11 protein-coding genes are annotated in these 20,154 nt (G+C 65.3%); all 11 read left to right on the plus strand.

Annotated elements, in window-relative coordinates; genetic code table 11:
* The first annotated feature begins 81 nt into the window (after window positions 1-81).
* The 11 genes from ADAD_RS0105650 to ADAD_RS0105700 all read left to right on the plus strand — a co-directional run bounded on the left by ADAD_RS0105650 (window position 82) and on the right by ADAD_RS0105700 (window position 20,122).
* Complete coding sequence (locus ADAD_RS0105650; protein ID WP_010410844.1) at window positions 82-3,072, plus strand: M16 family metallopeptidase; 2,991 nt, start codon at window positions 82-84, stop codon at window positions 3,070-3,072.
* Between the two features lie 118 nt (window positions 3,073-3,190).
* Window positions 3,191-4,576 (plus strand): class II 3-deoxy-7-phosphoheptulonate synthase, encoded by a 1,386-nt coding sequence (locus ADAD_RS0105655; RefSeq protein WP_010410848.1) that lies wholly within the window; start codon window positions 3,191-3,193, stop codon window positions 4,574-4,576.
* 149 nt (window positions 4,577-4,725) lie between these two features.
* Window positions 4,726-6,018 (plus strand): ergothioneine biosynthesis protein EgtB, encoded by a 1,293-nt coding sequence (gene egtB, locus ADAD_RS0105660; RefSeq protein WP_010410851.1) that lies wholly within the window; start codon window positions 4,726-4,728, stop codon window positions 6,016-6,018.
* Window positions 6,018-7,004, plus strand: coding sequence for an L-histidine N(alpha)-methyltransferase (gene egtD / locus ADAD_RS0105665; protein WP_010410855.1), 987 nt, complete (start codon window positions 6,018-6,020; stop codon window positions 7,002-7,004). The genes egtB and egtD overlap by 1 nt, the downstream gene beginning before the upstream one ends.
* A gap of 113 nt (window positions 7,005-7,117) precedes the next feature.
* Window positions 7,118-7,816, plus strand: a complete 699-nt coding sequence (locus tag ADAD_RS15605) for a retropepsin-like aspartic protease family protein (protein WP_010410859.1) — start codon at window positions 7,118-7,120, stop codon at window positions 7,814-7,816.
* Between the two features lie 132 nt (window positions 7,817-7,948).
* Complete coding sequence (locus tag ADAD_RS0105675; RefSeq protein WP_139020350.1) at window positions 7,949-12,385, plus strand: chemotaxis protein CheB; 4,437 nt, start codon at window positions 7,949-7,951, stop codon at window positions 12,383-12,385.
* A complete protein-coding gene (locus ADAD_RS0105680; RefSeq protein ID WP_010410865.1) occupies window positions 12,372-13,349 on the plus strand; it encodes a chemotaxis protein CheB in 978 nt (325 codons plus the stop codon). Before ADAD_RS0105675 ends, ADAD_RS0105680 begins: the two co-directional genes overlap by 14 nt.
* Window positions 13,350-13,666: 317 nt before the next feature.
* Window positions 13,667-15,997 (plus strand): TonB-dependent receptor, encoded by a 2,331-nt coding sequence (locus tag ADAD_RS0105685; protein ID WP_010410867.1) that lies wholly within the window; start codon window positions 13,667-13,669, stop codon window positions 15,995-15,997.
* Window positions 15,998-16,110: 113 nt separating this feature from the next.
* Window positions 16,111-17,778, plus strand: a complete 1,668-nt coding sequence (locus tag ADAD_RS0105690; RefSeq protein WP_237700780.1) for a carboxylesterase/lipase family protein — start codon at window positions 16,111-16,113, stop codon at window positions 17,776-17,778.
* Window positions 17,775-19,364 carry an AMP-binding protein gene (locus ADAD_RS0105695; RefSeq protein ID WP_010410873.1) on the plus strand — a complete coding sequence of 530 codons (1,590 nt, stop codon included), beginning with the start codon at window positions 17,775-17,777 and terminating at the stop codon, window positions 19,362-19,364. Before ADAD_RS0105690 ends, ADAD_RS0105695 begins: the two co-directional genes overlap by 4 nt.
* On the plus strand, window positions 19,361-20,122 hold the full coding sequence (locus ADAD_RS0105700) for a TetR/AcrR family transcriptional regulator (RefSeq protein WP_010410876.1): 762 nt from the start codon (window positions 19,361-19,363) through the stop codon (window positions 20,120-20,122). The genes ADAD_RS0105695 and ADAD_RS0105700 overlap by 4 nt, the downstream gene beginning before the upstream one ends.
* Window positions 20,123-20,154 lie beyond the last annotated feature (32 nt).

Here is a 20,154-nt window from a genome sequence, read left to right on the forward strand (position 1 = left end):
TTGCAAGCACGTGCGGTTGCGTGCGCGATTTGCCCCATTGTTCACTCGGCCTTCACTTCCGGGCCCCCTATAGGCAGGCTTATGCACTTTGTTCCGTCCGGCCTGCGCCGCCTCGCCCTGTTCGCTCCCCTTCTTGCGGCGGCCTGTGCGACCCCCGGCGTACAGACCGAACAGACGCCGCCTCCGGTCGCCTCCGCGCCGGAGAGTGCCGTTCCCGCCACCGTGGATTCCGGGGCACCTGCCACGGTGCCGGTCGAACCGCGCGCCTTTCCGACTTCGCTTCAGGCGCCGGATGCGACCCCGTGGCTGTACGAAGGCAGCAACATCCCGGTCGATCGCGACTGGCGCTTCGGCGTGCTCGACAACGGGCTGCGCTATGCCACCCGCGAAAACGGCGTGCCGCCCGGCCAGGTCTCGATCCGCATCCGGATCGATGCCGGCTCGCTGCACGAGAACGATGACGAGCGCGGCTTTGCCCATCTGCTGGAGCACCTGCTGTTCCGCCAGTCCCGCTATCTCGGGGTGGGGGAGGCGATCCCGACCTGGCAGCGGCTCGGCGCGACCTTCGGCAATGATACCAACGCGATCACCAGCCCGACGCAGACGGTCTACCAACTCGACCTGCCCGAAGCGGACCCCGCCAAGCTGGACGAGGCGTTCCGCCTGCTCTCGGGCATGATCCAGGAACCGATCATCAACGAAACCAACGTGCGCACCGAGGTGCCCATCGTGCTCGCCGAAAAGCGCGAGCGGGGCGGGCCGGGAGAGCGGGTTGCACGGGAAAGCCGGGAAACGCTGTTCAACGGCCAGCGTCTCGCCAATCGCAATCCGATCGGTGACGAGGCGACGCTGATGGGTGCCAGCGCCGAAGCGGTCGAGGCATTCCACGAACGCTGGTACCGGCCGCAGGAAACCGTGATCGCGGTGGCCGGCGATGCCGATCCGGTGGCGCTCGCCCGTCTGATCGAAACCTATTTCGGCGACTGGCAGGTTGCAGGCGGCGTATCGCAGGAGCCCGATTTCGGCGATCCGGCCGCCCCTGAAGGGACCTCGCCCGACAACCCCGTCGGCGAAACCGCCGTGCTGGTGGAACCCGATCTGCCGCGTTCGCTCACCTTCGCCATCATGCGTCCGTGGGAGCCGGTGCAGGATACGATCCGCTACAACGAAGGCCTGCTGATGGATGCGCTGGCGCAATCGCTCATCAACCGGCGGCTGGAGGCGCGCGCGCGTGGCGGGGGCGATTATCTCTATGCGCAGGTGCAGCAGGAAGATGTCAGCCGCAGCGCGGATGTCACCTTCGTCAGCTTCGCGCCGCTGACCGAGGACTGGCAGGCCGCGCTGTCCGACGTGCGCGGCGTGATTGCCGATGCGACGACCACGCCGCCGACCGAAGAAGAGCTCGAACGCGAGATCGCCGAATTCGATGTCGCCTTCGTCGCCGGGGTCGAGGAGGCCGATGTCGAGCCAGGTTCGCAACTGGCGGACACGCTCGTCAACGCGGTCGATATCCGGGAAACCGTTGCATCCGCGCAGACCATCCTCGACGTTTTTCGCGGCATGCGGGAGCGGGTGACCCCGCAGGCCATCCTCGAACGCACGCAGGCGCTGTTCGCAGGCGAGGTCGTGCGCGGTGTCTATGTCACGCCCCAGGGGGGCGAAGCGGACGCGCAGAACCTGCGCATGGCGCTTGCCGAGCCGATCGAAGCGGACGGTTCCGCACGGATCGCGGCGAGCACGGTGGACTTCGACGAGCTGCCGCAGCTCGGCGCGCCGGGCGAAGTCGTCTCCGCACAGCCGCTGGGCGTGCTGGAAATCGAACGGGTGGAGCTGGCGAATGGAGTCACCGCATTGCTCTGGCCGAACGAAGCCGAGCCGGGCCGCGTGGCGGTGCAGGTCCACTTCGGAGCGGGTATCCGCGCGTTCGATGAGGAAGAAGCGCCCTATATCTCGCTGGGTGAGGCGGCGCTCGTCAGTTCGGGGTTTGCCGGGCTGGACCAGGAAGATATCGACCGGCTGGCGACGGGTCGCAAGTTCGGTTTCGACTTCTCCGTGGGCGTCGCCAACTTCACCTTCTCCGCCGACACGCGCGAGGCCGATCTGGCCGACCAGCTCTATCTGTTCGCGGCCAAGCTCGCGCTGCCCGAGTGGGACGAGCGCCCGATCAAGCGGGCGAGGGCCGGGGCACGGCTCGCCTATGATACCTATGTCACCAGCCCGGGCGGCCTGCTCAACCGCGATCTGGAAACCCTGATCCGCGACGGCGATCCCCGATTTGCGACGCCCAGCCCGGAAATGATCGAGCAGACCAGCGCGCAAGGTTTCCGCGATGTGTGGGAGCCCCTGCTCAAGCAGGGCGAGATCGAGGTGCTGATCTTCGGCGATTTCGAGCGGGCCACCGCGATCGAGGCGCTGAAGTCCTCTTTCGGGGCCTTGCCCGAACACCAGCCGATCGATCCTGCAACGCTCGCGCCGCAGCCGGGCACGCCGCCTGCGGGCGAGCGCGAGGTGCTGTACCACCGGGGCGACAATAATCAGGCGGCCGCAGTGGTCGCCTGGCCGGTCGGCAGCGGCCTCGCCAATATTGCGGAGGGGCGCCAGCTCGAAATCCTCGGCCAGGTCGTGATGAACCGCCTGTTCGACGAGATGCGCGAACGCGCGGGTGCCAGCTATGCGCCGCAGGTCCGGGTCGACTGGCCGATGGACGATGTCGGCGGGGGCACGATCCTGGCGCTGGCACAGCTGCGCCCCGGCGACGTCACCGCCTTCTATGCTGCCGCCGACGAGATCGTCGCCGATCTTGCGACCAACGGCCCGACCGCGGACGAGCTTGCCCGCGTGACCGAGCCGCTGCGGCAGACCATCCTGCGGGCGACCACCGGGAACGGGTTCTGGATGTGGCAGCTGCGCGGCGCGACACGCGATCCGCAGCGGCTGCGGGTGATATCCGGCCTGCTGAACGATTATTCGCAGACCACCCCGCAGCGCATGCAGGCCCTGGCGGCGAAATATCTCGCCAGCGAACCGATCGAGATTGCCATCGTGCCCGAAGGGACCGAACTGGCCGAGTGATCCTTCTGGCAAAGGCAGATCGACAGGCGGGAAAGAACAAATAGGCTTGCGTACGCGCATCCTAGTTGCCAGTCGTCTTGCCTGCACGAACGGATCGAACCAAAAAGAGCATAGTATCATGGCTTCCGACTGGAGCCCCGAAAGCTGGACGAATTTCGAGGCGAAGCACCTGCCTGCCTACGAAGATGCCGAGGCGCTGGCCAAGGCGGAAGCGGAGCTGGGCGCGTGCCCGCCGCTGGTGTTCGCGGGCGAGTCCGAAGCGCTGAAGGGCGAGCTTGCCGAGGTGGAGGCGGGCAAGGCCTTCCTGCTGCAGGGCGGCGATTGTGCCGAGAGTTTTGCCGAATTCGCGCCCGATACGATCCGCGATACGTTCCGCGTCATCCTCCAGATGGCGGTGGTGCTGACCTATGCCGGATCGCTGCCGGTGGTGAAGGTGGGCCGCATGGCGGGCCAGTTCGCCAAGCCGCGCTCCAGCGATACCGAGACGCAGAAGGATGCAGAGGGGCGCGACGTCACGCTGCCCAGCTATTTCGGCGATAACGTTAACGGGATCGAATTCACGCCCGAATCGCGCCGCAACGATCCGCAGCGCATGGTACGCGCCTATTATCAGGCCTCCTCCACGCTCAACCTGCTGCGCGCCTATGCGGGCGGCGGCTATGCCAACCTGCGGCAGGTGCACGACTGGACGCTCGACTTCATGGGCCGCAGCCCGTGGTCGGACAAGTTCCATTCGATGGCCGACCGGATTACCGAAGCGCTCGATTTCATGGCCGCCTGCGGGATCGATCCGGGCGAGCTGCCCCAGCTGCAGGGCACCGATTTCTACACCAGCCACGAAGCGCTGCTGCTGCCTTACGAGCAGGCGATGACCCGCCGCGATCCGGGCAACGGCCAGTGGTACGATACCAGCGCGCACATGCTGTGGATCGGCGACCGCACCCGGTTCGAAGGCAGCGCGCACGTGGAATTCATGCGCGGCATCCGCAATCCGATCGGCGTGAAATGCGGGCCCAGCCTCGATCCCGATGTGCTGCTGCGGCTGCTCGACACGCTCAATCCGGCGCGCGAAAGCGGGCGGATCGTGCTCATCACCCGTTACGGGCACGACAAGGTGGAAGCGAACCTGCCCAAGCTGATCCGCGCCGTACGGCGCGAAGGGCACCCCGTGGTGTGGAGCAGCGACCCGATGCACGGCAACGTCGTGAAATCGGAAAGCGGCTACAAGACGCGGCCTTTCGATCGCATCAAGGCGGAACTGGCCGATGTCTTCGCGGTCCACCGGGCCGAAGGCAGCTACCCGGGCGGGGTGCATCTGGAGATGACGGGCCAGAACGTGACCGAATGCGTCGGCGGCGCGGTGGCGATCACCGATGCGGAGCTTTCCAGCCGGTATCACACGCACTGCGATCCGCGCCTCAACGCGGCGCAGGCGCTGGAACTGGCCTTCGCGATTGCCGAGATGCTGCAGCCGCAGGTCGACCGCTCCGCTGCGGCCGCCTGAGCGGAATTTCGCGCGCGCCAATTCCCCACGGCAGGGCTTTCACCACCTGCTTTAGGCCAAGCAAAGGATAATTCGGGAAACCGGGTTTCCCCTGCCGCATTCCTGTCTCTAGGGTGGGTCAGGATTGCTCGCCAGGTGGGAGAGAGTCCGTGGCTTCAACGAACCTGCGAATATCGGCGGAGGACAGCCCGCTCGAAGAGCGTTTCCATGCGACCAGATCGCTGACGGAGGCGCTCGCCGCGCCGCTCAGCGAAAGCGATGCCACCATCCAGTCGATGGAAGATGCCTCGCCCGCCAAGTGGCATCTGGCGCATACGACATGGTTCTGGGAGACGTTCCTCCTGCGCGACCATCTGGATGGCTACGCGCTGCACGACGAGCGCTGGCCGTTCCTGTTCAATTCCTACTACGAGGCGGAAGGATCGCGGATCGCGCGCAATTGGCGCGGGATGCTCTCGCGCCCCACCGTCTCCGAAATCCTCGAATGGCGTGCGGCTGTGACGGAGGCGATGGCGCCCCTGCTGGGCAATTCCGCCGTCACAGATTTGATCGAGCTGGGCATCGCGCACGAACAGCAGCACCAGGAACTGCTGCTGACCGATATCAAGCACGCGCTGTTTCAGAATCCGCTCGGCCCGGCGATGTTCGACGGACCGCTGCCCGCTGCAACCGCGCGGGACCGGGGCTGGACCGAACATCCCGGCGGGATCGGCGCGGTGGGCCACAAGGGAGACGGCTTCGCCTTCGATTGCGAGGGACCGCGCCACCGCGTGCTGCTGGAACCCTTCGCGCTGGCCGACACGCTCGTCACCAATGCCGAGTGGGACGAATTCATCGCAGATGGCGGGTACGAAGACGCCTCGCTGTGGCTGTCCGACGGCTGGGCGTGGGTCAACGAAAATGCCATCGCCGCGCCGGATTACTGGCGCGATGGCGAGGCCAGCGAAAGTGGGGCCCCCGAGCATTTCACGCTCGCCGGATGGCAGCCGCGCGATCCGCATGCGCCGGTCACCCATATTTCGTATTTCGAGGCCGACGCTTTCGCTACCTGGGCAGCCCGCAGCATCGCTGGCACACGCCTGCCAACCGAGTTCGAATGGGAAGCGGTGGCGCGCGGGCAGCATGCCGAAGAGGCACCGGCGCACGATCCTGCCGAAGGCAACCAGCTGGACGGCGCAGGACCGGCGCAACCGCTGGGCAGCGACGGGCTGTTCGGCGATTGCTGGCAGTTCACCCGCAGCGCCTACCTGCCGTACCCGCGCTTCCAGCCTGCCGAGGGCGCGGTGGGTGAGTACAATGGCAAGTTCATGAGCGGGCAGTTCGTGCTGAAGGGTGCCAGCTGCGCCACCGCGCGCGGCCATTCGCGCGCCTCCTACCGCAACTTCTTCTATCCGCACCAGCGCTGGCAGTTCACCGGCCTCAGGCTCGCGAAGGACATCTGATGACCGATAATTCCGGCCTCAAGCTCGTCGATCTCGACGAGGCGGGCGTCGACCGCGCCTTCCGCGCCGACGTGCTGTCGGGCATGCGCGAGGCGCAGAAGGCGATCCCCGCGCGCTGGCTGTACGACGATGCGGGCTCGCAACTTTACGAGGATATCACGCAGGTGCCGGAATATTATCCGGCGCGCGCGGAAACCGAGATCCTGAAAACGCGCGGCGCGGACTTTGCCGAGGCGATCGGGAAAGGGCGCGCGGTGGTGGAATTCGGCAGCGGCTCCTCGGTGAAGACCCCCGCATTGCTGAGCGCCATCCAACCGGCGGCCTACGTACCGCTGGACATTGCGGGCGATTTCCTGCGCGCTGCGGCGGCGGACCTTGCCGCCAAGTTCCCCGGCCTGCCGGTCCATCCGGTAGAGGCGGACTTCATGCGCCGGGTCGAATTGCCCGCCGAAGTCGCAGACCTGCCCAAGCTGGGCTTCTTTCCCGGCGGCACGCTGGGCAACATGGTCCCGCGCACCGCGACCGACCTTCTGCGCACCATGCGCGAGACGCTGGGCGAAGGTGCCATGCTGCTGGTGGGGATGGACCTCATCAAGGACGTCGCCGTGCTGGAAGCGGCGTATGACGATGCAGGGCGGGTGACGGCGGAATTCAATCTCAATCTCGCGCGTCGCATCAACCGGGAGCTGGACGGCACCATTCCGGTGGACAAGCTGGAGCACGAGGCCCGCTGGAACGATCAGTTCGCGCGGATCGAGATGCATCTGGTGGCGCAGGACGACATCGCGTTCGAAATCGCCGGAGAAGAATTCTCGATGCGAGCGGGCGAGACGATCCATACCGAAAACAGCCACAAGTTCACCGCGCGCAGTGCCGACAAGCAATTGCTCGCGGGCGGGTGGACCCCGATCGACCGCTGGCTCGACAGCGAGAAGCGCTTCAGCGTCGTTCTGGCCGAAGCCAGCGTACTACGCAGCGCGCCCTGATTTTGCGCGATCGCCTCATGAGAGTATGCCGGAAGCCAAGCTCGAAGAGTTCCAGCTTCTCCCACACCATCCCATTCATGGAATAGAGAACCGCTCCGTTCTATATAGCGCCCATGGACCTGAAGGCCGTCTTCGATCAGCTCGCCGCGACCATTGGCAGCATCCCGCAATCCGGGCTGCTGATCATCGCCGTGGCCGCGCTTGTCCTGGGCTGGCTGGGCGGGGCGCTCGCGCGGCGCGACATCTTTCCCGGCCGCCTGCTGAGCACGGGAAGCACGCTGGTGCTGTGCGGCGTGCTGGTGCTGATCGTGCTTCAGCTCGCCCGGCTCGATCCGCGCTTCGATGTGGCAATGTCGGATATCGGCCTGCCCGAACAGAGCGTTGTCGGCGGAGAAACCCGCGTCGCGCTGTCGCCCGACGGGCACTACTGGCTGAATGCAGAGGTCAACGGCGTGCCCGCGCGCTTCCTGGTCGATACGGGAGCCACGCTGACCGCGATTTCCGCCAGCACGGCCGAGGCGGCCGGGCTCGAAGAACGGACCGACCGACTGCCGGTGATGATGACCACCGCGAACGGAACGATCCGTGTCGGCACGACCACGGTGGACGAACTGCGCTTCGGCAATGTCGCTGCCTTCGGGCTCGACGCGGTGATCGCCCCCAATATCGGCGAGACCAATGTGATCGGGATGAACCTGCTCAGCCGGCTGGCCCAATGGCGGGTTGAAGAGGGGACGCTGATTCTGGTCCCCAACAATCCGCAGGCCGAGGAAGTCGGCCTGGCAGGGCCTGGCGAAGCGCCCGTGCGCTGATTTTCCAAACAAGCGCAACAATTTGTTTCACTGGCGGCTCGCGCAAGCGGCTCGGATGCGCTATTCTCAATCGAATTTTCATGTGCGTCCGATCCGATCCATGGCGCCTGTGTCGGGGCAGACTAAAGAACGATGTTGGAGGAACAGGGGACAAGCGAGAGGGGGTTCGACCACCCGGTGGTCGCCATCGGTGCATCTGCGGGTGGGATAGAAGCGCTGCAGGCCTTCGTTTCGGAGATTCCGGCGGAGACCCCGGCAAGCTTCGTCGTCATCCAGCACCTCGCTCCCGATCACGATAGCCAGCTGGGCGACATTCTTGGCCGGGCGGCAAATCTTCCGGTTCTCGAAGCGAACAAGAATATCGCCGTGGAGCGCGGGCACATCTATGTGATTACGCCCGACAGCTTCCTCACGATCGTCGACGACGGCTTGTTCGTGGAGGCCCCCACGCAGCCGCGCGGACTGCGCATGCCGATCGACCATTTCATGCGTTCGCTTGCCGAGACGGCAGGGGAACGCGCTGTCGGCGTCATCCTCTCGGGCACGGGGAACGACGGTACGGCCGGGCTCAAGGCGATCAGGGACGCGGGCGGCGTGGCGCTGGCGCAAGACCCGGAGACCGCGCTCTACGATGGCATGCCACGTGCCGCGATCGAGGCTGACGCGGTCGACAAGGTGGGCGATCTGGCCAAGCTGGGATCGAACATCGTCGAAATCGCCAGCCGTCTGCGCGATGCCCCGGAAGAGGGCGGGTTCAGCGGGCAGGATATCGGCAGCGTGATCGCCTTGCTCAAGGCGCGCATGGGCCATGATTTCGGCCCCTACAAGCGCGGGACGATTTCGCGCCGGTTGCGCAGGCGGATGAGCCTGCTGCGGTTCGACACGCTGGCGGAATACATCGCCCACCTGCGCGAGAACGCCGACGAGGTGCAGCGGCTGTTCGACGATCTGCTGATCAATGTAACTTCGTTCTTCCGCGATGGCGAAGTCTGGGAAGCGGTGACGAAGGAAGCGCTCGTTCCGCTGATCGATCGGCAGGCGAAAGCCAGGGAGCCGGTTCGCATCTGGATCCCTGCCTGTTCCACGGGCGAAGAGGCCTTCACCATCGCGATGCTGATGGACGAACAGTGCCGACTGACCGACAAGCGCTGCGACTGGCAGATCTTCGCGACCGACCTCGATACCGATGCCATCGCGCAGGGCAGGGAGGGGTTCTATCGGCCCAACATCGTCGACGAGGTGAGCCCCGAACGGCTGCAGAGGTACTTCCAGCGGGAAAACTCAGGCTACCGCGTGCGCAAGCACCTGCGCGAAAAGGTGGTGTTCGCCCGGCAGAACCTGCTGACCGACCCGCCGTTTTCCAGGCTCGATCTCATCAGCTGCCGCAATCTGCTTATCTATCTCGACCAGAGACATCAGGAACAGCTGCTGGAAACCTTCCACTTCGCGCTGAAGGAAGGGGGCTTTCTGGTGCTGGGCACCTCAGAGACCAGTGGCTCGAGGCAGCGTGAATTCAGCCTGGTCGATTCGGCGGCGCACATATTTGGCCGCAAGGCCGGCCGCTCGATCGCACGGCTCAGCCCGCGCAGCGAGCGTGCTGCCGACATGCCATCCGCATCGTCGCCGCGGTCGATCCGGCGGGACCGCGAGCGTGATCTGACCACCCAGATCCGCCGCTCGCTCGTCGAGCGCTACACCCCTGCGTCGGTCGCAGTGAAGGCGGATGGTGAAATCGTCTACTTCCACGGGCCCGTTCGCCGGTTCATCGACCAGCCCGAGGGTTCGCCCTCCTACTCGATCTTCGATGTTCTGCCGCCGCCCCTGCGCGGCCGGGCCCGTGAAGCCATCAGGGCGGTCTCCGCCGGGGAAACGCCCTCGCATCGCAGCGCGCGGATTCGCTATTCCGACAGGGATACCTCGGTGTGCCTCGAATGCGTGAAGATCGAGGCCGACGATGGCGCGCTTTTCCTCATCAGCTTTATCGAGGACGAGGAAAGCGGGGCCGCCCCCCCGCCGGCGAGCGAGAGCGACGATTCCGTATATGTCCGCCAGCTCGAAAACGAACTGGCGATCGTGCAGGAGGACTTGCAGACGACGGTGGAGGAACTCGAGACCTCCAACGAGGAACTGAAGGCGAGCCACGAGGAAGCGGTGGCCGCCAATGAGGAACTGCAGTCCGCCAACGAAGAGCTGGAAACCAGCCGCGAGGAATTGCAGTCGCTCAACGAAGAGCTGGTCACGGTCAACAACCAGCTCGAGGAAAAGATCAAGGAGGTAGAGAAATCCTCCGACGATCTTCGCAACCTGCTGACCAGTACCAAGCTTCCCGTGCTGTTCCTGGGGCCGGAACTCAAGATCAGCGGCTTCACCCCCAGCATGCGCGAACTGGTCGAGCTGCGCGATAGCGATATCGGCCGTCCCGTCACCGAACTTGCCTTCAAGGCGGACGACCCCAGCCTGTTCGACGATATCGCAAGCACGCTCGACGATCTTGCAGTGTCCGAAAAGCAGATCGTTTCCGACAATGATCGAACGTACCTGCGCCGGGTTCAGCCGTACCGTACTGCGGACGAGCGGATCCATGGCGTGGTCGTCACCTATGCGGACATCACCGAACAGGCGAAGATCGCAGCCCGCCTTACCGAGCGCGAACGCCAGCAGAGGATTATCGCCGACCTTGGCCAGAAGGGGCTGGCCGCGCGCAACCTCCAGGCCTTTCTCAACGAGTTCTGTGCTGTTCTGCGGGTCGCCTACGATTGCGACTATTCCAAGGTTCTCGCCTATGACGAAGGCGGCTCGCAATTCCTGCTGGTAGGCGGAGCGGGCTGGCCCGACGGCATGATCGGCGAGGCGACGGTGCCGGATAGTGTGAAGAGCCAGGCGGGCTACACGGTGAAGGAACACTCGGTCCTGGTCCGCGACTTCCAGAGCGAACGCCGGTTCGAGGCTCCCCCTCTCCTGAGAGACAATCAGGTATCCTCGGGGATCAGCTGCGTCATCGAAATCGGTGGCAAACCGTGGGGCGTTGTCGGCCTGCACGACCGCGATCCGGACCATTTCCGCGAGGAAGACCTGCTGATCCTCAATGCCGCCGCCAATGTTGCCGCGGCCACGATCAAGCAGGTCCAGCGCGAGCATCAGACCGCGCGCGAAAGCCTGATCCTCTCGATGGCGATCAAGACGGCGGAGATGGGCGTGTGGCAGTACGATGCCACCACCGGCAACGTCGTGTGGGATGAACGCCTGCGCGAAATGATCGGCCGTGGGGATTCGCGCACAAAACCATCTGCCGCCGATTTCTTCGACATGATTTATCCCTCCGATGTCGAACGCGTTCGCACGGCGCTGGACGAGACCATTGCCACCGGTGTGCCCTTCGACGAGGAATTCCGGCTGACGCGGGCGGACGGCAAGCTGGCCTGGCTGGATGGCCGGGGGGAACGTTTTGTCGAGAATGACCGCACCCGCGTGATCGGCATTAATGCCGACATTACCGAGCGCAAGATCGCCGAGGAGCAGAACAGCTTCGTCATGCGAGAGCTCGACCACCGGGTGAAGAACATCCTGGCGATCATCCTCTCCATCGCCAAGATCACCGGAGCGAACGCTCCCGATTTCAAGACGTTCAGTGCCTCGTTCGAAAAGCGGCTCTATGCGATGGCGCGCACCCATAGCCTGCTGGCGGAAGCACGCTGGCAGGGCGCGGATCTGAGGTCGCTGGTCGAGGACGAGCTGAGCCAATCCGCCGATATCGAGAATATCGCGATCGAGGGGCCCCGCGTCAGCCTGACGCCCAGTGCGGCGCAGAACATCTCCATGGCGCTGCACGAATTGTGTACCAACGCCATGAAATACGGCTCGCTTTCGGTGCCCGACGGGGCCCTGCGCGTGGCCTGGGGATGGCGCGAGGCGGACCGCGAGGGTGGGGATCCCGTCCTCGATCTGGTGTGGGAGGAAAGTGACGGCCCGACGGTGCGCGAACCGGAACGCAAGGGGTTCGGCTCGACGGTGATCGAACGCATCCTGCGTGCGCAAATGGGCGCCGAGACGGAGATCGATTTCGCGCCTGAGGGGCTGAGGGTAACCTGCGCGATACCGAGCAAGCGGATCCTGCCCGGCTCCGCAGCCGACCGGAACAACACCGCTTCACCAGCGTCTTCCTTGCCGCATGTCGATTTCGATCTGCTGGAGGGTGCCCGCATCCTGGTCCTCGACGACGAGTGGCTGGTGGCGGAGCAATATGCGAATGCGCTGGTCGGGGCGGGGTGCGATGTCATCGGGCCATTCCACGATCTCGAGCAGTCCCGGCAGGCGATCGAGGGCCGGAAGCTCGATTTCGCGGTGGTCGATTTCAACATCGACGGCGAGGAAGCGACCCCGCTGATCGAGCTGCTCGAAAGCCGCGCCATCCCCTTCCTGGTGGTGTCGGGCTATGGCAGCGAACTCGATCTGGCGGACAAGCTGGACGACCGGGCCTTTCTGGCGAAACCCGCGTCGCCCGCCGCGATCATGGCCCGCATAGCGCAAATCATTTCTGGCAAGCGTGGTCGTTCCGATGGCACGGCGTGACCTGATCGGGATCGGCGGCAGTGCGGGAGGCCTGCCCGCGCTGCTCAACCTGCTCGATAGCTTCGAGCCCGAAGAACCCGCTTCGCTGTTCGTGGTTCTTCACCGCAGGAATGAGGCGGGCCACCTGCTCGACATCCTGCGTCGGCGCAGCCCGATCGAGGTGATCGAGCCGGAGGACGGCTGCCCCATCCGGCATGGTTGCCTGCATCTCGCGCCGCCCGATACGCACATGCTGGTGGGCGATGGCCACGTCCATCTGCGCGGTGGGCCGAAGGAAAACAATTTCCGCCCCGCGATCGATCCGCTGTTCCGCTCGCTCGCCGTGTTCGGCCAGTCGCGGACCACGGCGGTGATCCTTTCGGGCTATCTGGACGATGGCGCGGCAGGGTGCAGGGCCGTCCTGTCGACCGGCGGTCGCGTGATCGTGCAGGACCCCAATGATGCCACCTCGCCCGGCATGCCGCGCGCCGCGATCAGCGCGGCGGGCGAGCCCGAGCTGATCGAAAAAGCCGGTGCCATCGGCCAGGCGCTGTCCTCGCTGGTGGCGCAGGAGGCGGGGCCGGGCCAGGAAGCGTCCGATGCCATCAAGCTGGAAATCATGATCGCGGGACTGGAGAAGGCCAGCATGTCGAGCGAAGACCGGCTCGGGGAGCTTTCCCCCTATAACTGCCCCGATTGCAACGGGGTGCTGTGGCGGATCGAGGACGGGCCGCTCAGCCGGTTTCGCTGCCATACCGGCCATGGCTACACGCAGGCCTCGCTGGCCGAGCGGCAGGACGAACTGCTCGAGCAGAGCATGTACGATACGCTCAGGTCGCTGAGAGAGAAGGCGCGGATGATGCGCGATCTGGCGGCGAAGGACGATATCAATCGCCAGACCTATCTGAGGCGGGCGGCCGACAGTGATTCGGACGCTGCGAATATCGAGCGGATGATCCTGCAGCGCACGGCGCGGGCGTCCTAGCGGACGCGATTCGCCCGGCCTTCAGTCACCGAAAACCCGACCGCCCGGCCGGCGGCCCCGTACCCGCCGCACCGAAAACCCCCTGCGAATTCGTCTGTACGATGGCGCGCGGCGCAGCAGTGTGGGTGCCATTTTTCCCTGCAATTTCCGTTATTCACAGTGCTCGGTCGGTTCGCCGGTGCCGCGCCGTGATCGGAAGTTCCTGGCTTCCTCGTCAACATTCACACATGAGAGAGTGAATGTTGACATCGGCGTTTTATTCGCGGATGTGTGAGTAACCACGGCAGGACCAACTGCCGGGAACGATGGAGAGGATTATGAGGGGATCGCTGCTTGCGTCCGCGTCTGCGGTCGCGCTTGGGCTTCTTCCGACCGCTGTCAGCGCGCAGGCGTCCGACCAGCCGGAACCGGGTGTGGATGCCGAGACGGAAACCACCGAGGAAATTTCGCCCACCGCCCAGCGCGAGGGCAACGAGATCATCGTCACCGCCACGCGGCGCGAAGCGCGCCTGCAGGATGTGCCGGTGAGCGTCACCGCCTTCCAGCAGGAAGAACTGACCGAAAAGGGGATCGTCGGCTACGAGCGGCTGGCGCGCGAAACGCCGGGCGTGGTGCTCAACCGGCCCACGCAGAACTTCAACAACTTCACCGCGCGCGGCATCTCCACCAACGGCTACAGCGCCGGGCTGCAGGCGCCGGTCGCGATCTATATCGACGAACTGCCGATCTCCGCGAACGGCAACTCGACCATCCTCGATCCCAACCTCTACGATGTGGAGCGGGTGGAATTCCTGCGCGGCCCGCAGGGCACGCTGTTCGGATCGGGTTCGCTGGCAGGGGCCATGCGGATCATCACCAAGGCGCCCAATCCCGGGCGGTTCGAGGCATCGGCGCTGGTCGATCTGGGCTACACCGAGGAGGGCGGTCTTCGCCAGCGCTACAACGCGATGGTCAACGTCCCCATCGCGCAGGACACGGTCGCCTTCCGCGCCGTGGGCTACTACCGCAATGAAGACGGCTGGGTCGACAATATCGGCACGGGGATCGACGATGCCAATTCGATCGAGGCTTACGGCGTTCGGGCTGCGGTCCTGATCGAGCCGACGAACAAGTTCTCGGTCAAGCTGTCGGTCAACAAGGAGGTCAGCAACCCCGCCGATTCCTCGCTGACAAACCCGGCCCTGGGCACCTATGTCCGCAGGACCGCGCAGCCCGATCTGTTCCAGAGCGATCTGACCGCGATCAACGTGACCGTCGTGGCGGACTTCGATTTCGCCGAGCTCACGAGTTCGAGCACCTATTCGGACCTCACCGGCGATTTCATCGTCGATCTGGCGGGCACCTACAACCAGCTGGTTCCCTTCTCGCTCGATGCCGTCGGTTACGACGATATCTTCGTGCAGGAACTGCGTCTGGCATCGACCCATGCCGGGCCCTTCGAATGGATCATCGGCGGCTTCTATTTCGACAAGCGGCGCGATGTCGATTTCGACTATCGCACGACGCAGGCCTTCCTGAACCAGACCAACACCACCGCGTTCTCAGACCTCTACTACCAGCGGTTCAAGAACTTCACCGACATCAGCGAAAAGGCGGTCTTCGGCGAACTCACCTATCGCTTCAGCGACAGTTTCTGGCTGACCGGCGGGCTGCGTTACGGCGAGGTGCAGGTCCAGACCACGACCCGTGGCGGCGGCTACAACAGCAACTTCCTGACCCGTGGATACTGCACGGTCTTCACCGCTCTGTGCGGAGGGTTCATCCCGGCGCTCGCGATCACGCCGATCCAGTCCTCGGTCGGCCTGCTGGCGAAGGACGACAAGCTGTCGTGGAAGGCCAGCATGTCGTACAAGCCCAGCCGCAACCTGACGACATATGCCACCGTTTCCACCGGCTTCCGTCCGCCCGTGGTCAATGCGCGCGCCGGTCTTCCGCCGCCCGCGGCCCAGCCGAACGACATCACGATCCCGGCCGGGGCAAGTTCGGACAAGCTGACCAACTACGAGCTCGGCCTGAAGGGTTCGTTCTTCGAAAACCGCCTGACCGCCAACCTCGCGGCGTTCTACATCGACTGGAACAACATCCAGGTGCAGGCGAACCGTGTTTCCGACGCGATCCAGTTCGCCACCAATATCGGCGGTGCGGTCAGCAAGGGGATCGAGCTCGAACTGGTGGCGCGGCCGGTCGAGGGTCTGCGCCTGCAGGCGAGCGGAGCCTATATCGACGCGCGGATCGACGATCTCTCTCCCACTGAAGCGGCGATTTCGGGTGCCGAGGACGGTATCCGGCTGGCCACGCCCGAATTCCAGGGGTCGGCTACTGCAACCTACAGCTTCCCGGTGGGGGACACCGAAACGGCGTTCGTGACCGGAAACGTGGCCTATGTCGGCTCCTTCCCGGGGCTGTTCCCCAATGTGCCGGGGCAGCCGGGCGTGCAATCGCCGCAGTACGATCTCACCGACGAGTACGTGTACGCGAATGCCTATGCCGGGGTGAACATCTCGCCCGACCTCACGATCACCGCCTATGTCGAGAATGTCTTCGACAACGACGCGATCAACTACGTCCATCCCGAAGCCTTCCTCGACGGGCGATACGGGCGTCTTCGCCCGCGCACCTTCGGGGTGCGGACCAACTTCGTCTTCTGACGCACAGGAGGCTTCGCGGCCCGAGCCAGGTCGCGAAGCCTCGCCATTGCAACAGCCCATGCGGCGTCCGGGACAGGGCGGGCATGTGAACGTGAACAGGTGATCTCTTGGTCGTGCCGAACATCCGACATTTCGTCTCCCTGCTGCTGGCCTTCGGAGGGGCGGCACTGGTTCTGCAACCGGCAATGGCGCTGGCCGGTCCCGCTGCCGAGACAGTGGTCGAGGCACCTGCGGGCACCGTCGAGGGAGTGACCGAGAACGGCATCGCCAGCTTCAAGGGCATCCCCTACGCCGCGCCGCCGACTGGCGATTTGCGCTGGCAGCCGCCGGTTGAGCCCGCCCGGTGGGACGGGGTGCGCGATGCGAGCGAGTTCGGCCCGGCCTGCTACCAGCCGACGGTGCCCGGCGCGGCCAACTCGATCTATCACGAGGAGCTCGGCCCGATGAGCGAGGACTGCCTCTCGCTCAATATCTGGGCTCCCGAGCACGCCTCGAATGCGCCGGTGCTGGTGTGGATACACGGCGGCGCGCTGGTATCGGGCGCCAGCAGTTTCGACATGTATGACGGTTCGCGGCTGGCGCGGCAGGGCGTGGTGGTCGTGTCGATCAACTACCGCCTCGGCGCGCTGGGCTTTCTCGCGCATCCGGGGTTGAGCGCGGAATCGCCGCAGGGCATTTCGGGCAATTACGGCCTGATGGACCAGATCGCCGCGCTGCGCTGGATCGAAAGCAATATCTCGGCCTTCGGCGGCAATCCGCAGAACGTCACCATCGCGGGCGAATCCGCCGGTGCGCTGAGCGTGATGTGGCTGATGACCGCGCCACCCGCACGCGGCCTGTTCGACAAGGCGATCATGCAGAGCGCTTACATGATTTCCTCGCCCGCGCTGAAGGAAGCAGAACACGGCCATGTATCCGCCGAAGCCATGGGCACCTGGTTGCAGGAACAGCTCGACGCGCCCGATCTCGCCGCGATGCGCGAGATGGCGCCTGGCGAACTCGTCAATCGGGCGGCTCGCGCAGGCTATCTCATCTGGTCTACCGTCGACGGGAAACTGATCCCCAACCAGATTGCGGAGACCTTCGATCGGGGCGCACAGGCGCCTGTGCCGGTGCTCGCCGGATTCAACAGTGGCGAAATCCGCTCGCTGCGGAGGCTGCTGCCTCCGGCACCGGCGACTTCGAGTGGGTACGAGGCGAAAATCCGTGAAGCGTATGGCGATCTCGCCGAGGTGTTCCTCGCGCTCTACCCGGCGGATACTATCGACGAGAGCATGCTCGCCGCCACGCGCGATGCGCTCTACGGCTGGACGGCGGAACGGCTGGCGCGCAAGCAGACCCTGCTGGGGCAGGACGGCTTCCTCTACCTGTTCGATCATGGCTATCCCGAAGCGGACAAGGCAGGGCTCCATGCCTTCCATGCCTCGGAAATTCCCTATGTCTTCGGGACGATTCACGAGACCGCGCCAAACTGGCCGAAGATCCCGCGCAACGCGCAGGAGCGCGAACTCTCCGACGCGATGCTGCAATACTGGGCCACCTTCGCGCGCGACGGGCAGCCAAGGGCCCACGGCCAGCCGGACTGGCCCGCCTACGGCGCGCAGGCCGCGTTCATGGTGTTCGACGAAACCCCGCAGACCGGTACCCGGCTGATGGGCACGCGCTACGCGCTGAACGAGGCGGTGGTGTGCCGCCGCCGTGCGGCGGGCGACCAGCCGTGGCACTGGAATGTCGGCATTGCCAGCCCGCCGCTGCCCCCGCGCGCAGAGGGCTGCCAATGATCCCCGGCAGCATGCAGCCCTATGCGCTGACTCTGGACAAGTTTCTGGACCATGCGGCCCGCTGGCACCCCCATTCGCAGGTGGTCACCGCGCTGGACGATGGCCGCAGCGCGCGGATCGATTACCCCGGCTTGCGCGAGCGGGCGAAGCGCGTGTCCGCCGCGCTGGCGGAACGCGGCGTGGGCCATGGCGACTGCGTGGCGACGCTGGCGTGGAACACTCAGGCGCACGTCGAATGCTGGTACGCGATCATGGGCATGGGGGCGGTCTGCCACACGCTCAATCCGCGCCTGCTGCCTGGGCAGATTGCCGCGATGCTGCGCCAGAGCGGGGCGCGCATCCTGATCCTGAGCGCGGATTTGCATGCGCTGGCGCGCGAAGTCCTGGCACAGGCGGAGCCGGTCGAGGAAATCCTGCTGATCGACGGCGCGGAGGGCGAGCCCGACGCGCTTGGCGAAGGCGCGCGGCGGGTCGGCACGCTCGCGGGCGCGGTGGCGAGTGCTGAGGGCGACGTCGCGTGGGGCGGGTTCGACGAGAACGCGCCGTGCGGCCTGTGTTTCACGTCGGGCACCACGGGCGAGCCCAAGGGAGTCACCTATACCCACCGGGGCAATTATCTGCACACGATGCGCCAGCTTCAGGCCGATGTCGCGGGGCTGACGGGCGAGGATTGCGTGCTGACCGTCGTGCCCATGTTCCACGCCAATGCCTGGGGTCTGCCGTTTTCCGTACCCGCCGTGGGTGGCAGGCTGGTGCTGCCGGGCCGGCATGCCGACGGAGCGACACTCGCCCGGCTGATTGTGGAGGAACAGGTCACGATCGGCGTCGGCGTGCCGACCGTCTGGCTGGGGCTGATGGACCATCTTGATGAGACAGGGGTGGAAGTGCCGTCCCTGGCGCGCATCATGGTGGGCGGGGCTGCCATGCCGCCCGCGCTGATGGAGCGGATCGAGGCACGCGGGATCGGCGTGCAGACGACCTGGGGAATGACGGAGATTTCGCCGCTGGGCACGGCCATGCCGCCCGCACGCGACATTCGCGATCCCTCCGTCTCGGGCCGCCCGGCAATCGGTATCGACCTGATGCTGAGCGACGCAGCGGGCACGCCGCTGGAGCAGCAGCGCGATGCCGAAGGGCACCTGTGGGTGCGCGGGCCGAGCGTGGTGGAGCGTTACCTCGGGCAGAGCGAGCCCGCGACGCGCGACGGCTGGTTCGACACCGGCGATCTTGCGCGGATCGATGCGCAGGGCATGCTTTCGATCACGGGGAGGTCCAAGGACCTCATCAAGTCGGGCGGGGAATGGATCAATCCGGCCGAGATAGAGGCGATCGTGGGTGCGCATCCGGACGTGTCGATGGTCGCCGTGATCGGCCGCGAGGATGCCAAGTGGGGCGAACGCCCGATGCTTCTGGTGGAGGTTCGCCCGGGTGCCGATATCTCTGACGGGGCGCTGCTTTCCACGCTGGACGACCGGGTGGCGCGCTGGTGGAAGCCCGACAGTGTGCAGCGGTTGGCGAAGATGCCATTGGCAGCGACGGGAAAAATCGACAAACTGCGGCTCAGATCGGAGTATGGCCGGTCATGACCCTTTTGCAGCAGCCTGCGGACCGCACGGCCGATCCCGCACGGAGGAAAATCGAATTGTCGAATACGCAGGCCCGCAAGAAGCGGCCGACCAAAGCCGAGCAACGCGCCGAGACCACCGAACAGATCCTCGATGAAGCGGAGTACCTCTTTTCCAAGCACGGCCTGCACGGGGTTACGCTGAAAGACGTGGCCAAGCGGGTGGGGGTGCATCACACGCTTCTGAACTACTATTTCGAAGACAAGCAGAAGCTGTTCGACGCAGTCTTCGGGCGCCGCGCCGTGGTCGCCAACGAGGTCCGCATGAAGGCCCTCGACGAATATGATCGGGAAACCGGCGGCAATCCAACGGTGGAAGGCGCGCTGCATGCCTTTCTCGATACCAACCTCGACCTTTACGGAGAGGGCGGCGATCAGTGGCGCTATTCGGGCAGGCTGGCCGCGCTGGTCTCCAACACGCCCGAATGGGGTGCCGAAATGTTCGATCAGTGGTTCGATCCTGTCGTGCTGCGCCTGATCGAGATGCTCAAGAAGGCGCTCCCGCATGCGGCGGAGGAAGACCTTTTCTGGGGCTACCACTTCACGACCGGCGCACTGATGCTGACGCTCGCGCGGACCGGTCGTATCGACAAACTTTCCGGTGGGCTCGCGCAATCGGAGGATTTTGCCGCCGTGAAGCAGCGCATGGCGCGGTTCATGGCCGCCGGCATCCAGGAAATCTGCGGCACCGGCGAAGGAGCGCCGCAAGCGGAAAGTTAAGGGAACGGGGCGGCCGGGCCTCCAGACGGGAG

This window comes from Citromicrobium sp. JLT1363, from assembly GCF_000186705.1.
Taxonomy (GTDB): Bacteria; Pseudomonadota; Alphaproteobacteria; order Sphingomonadales; family Sphingomonadaceae; genus Alteriqipengyuania.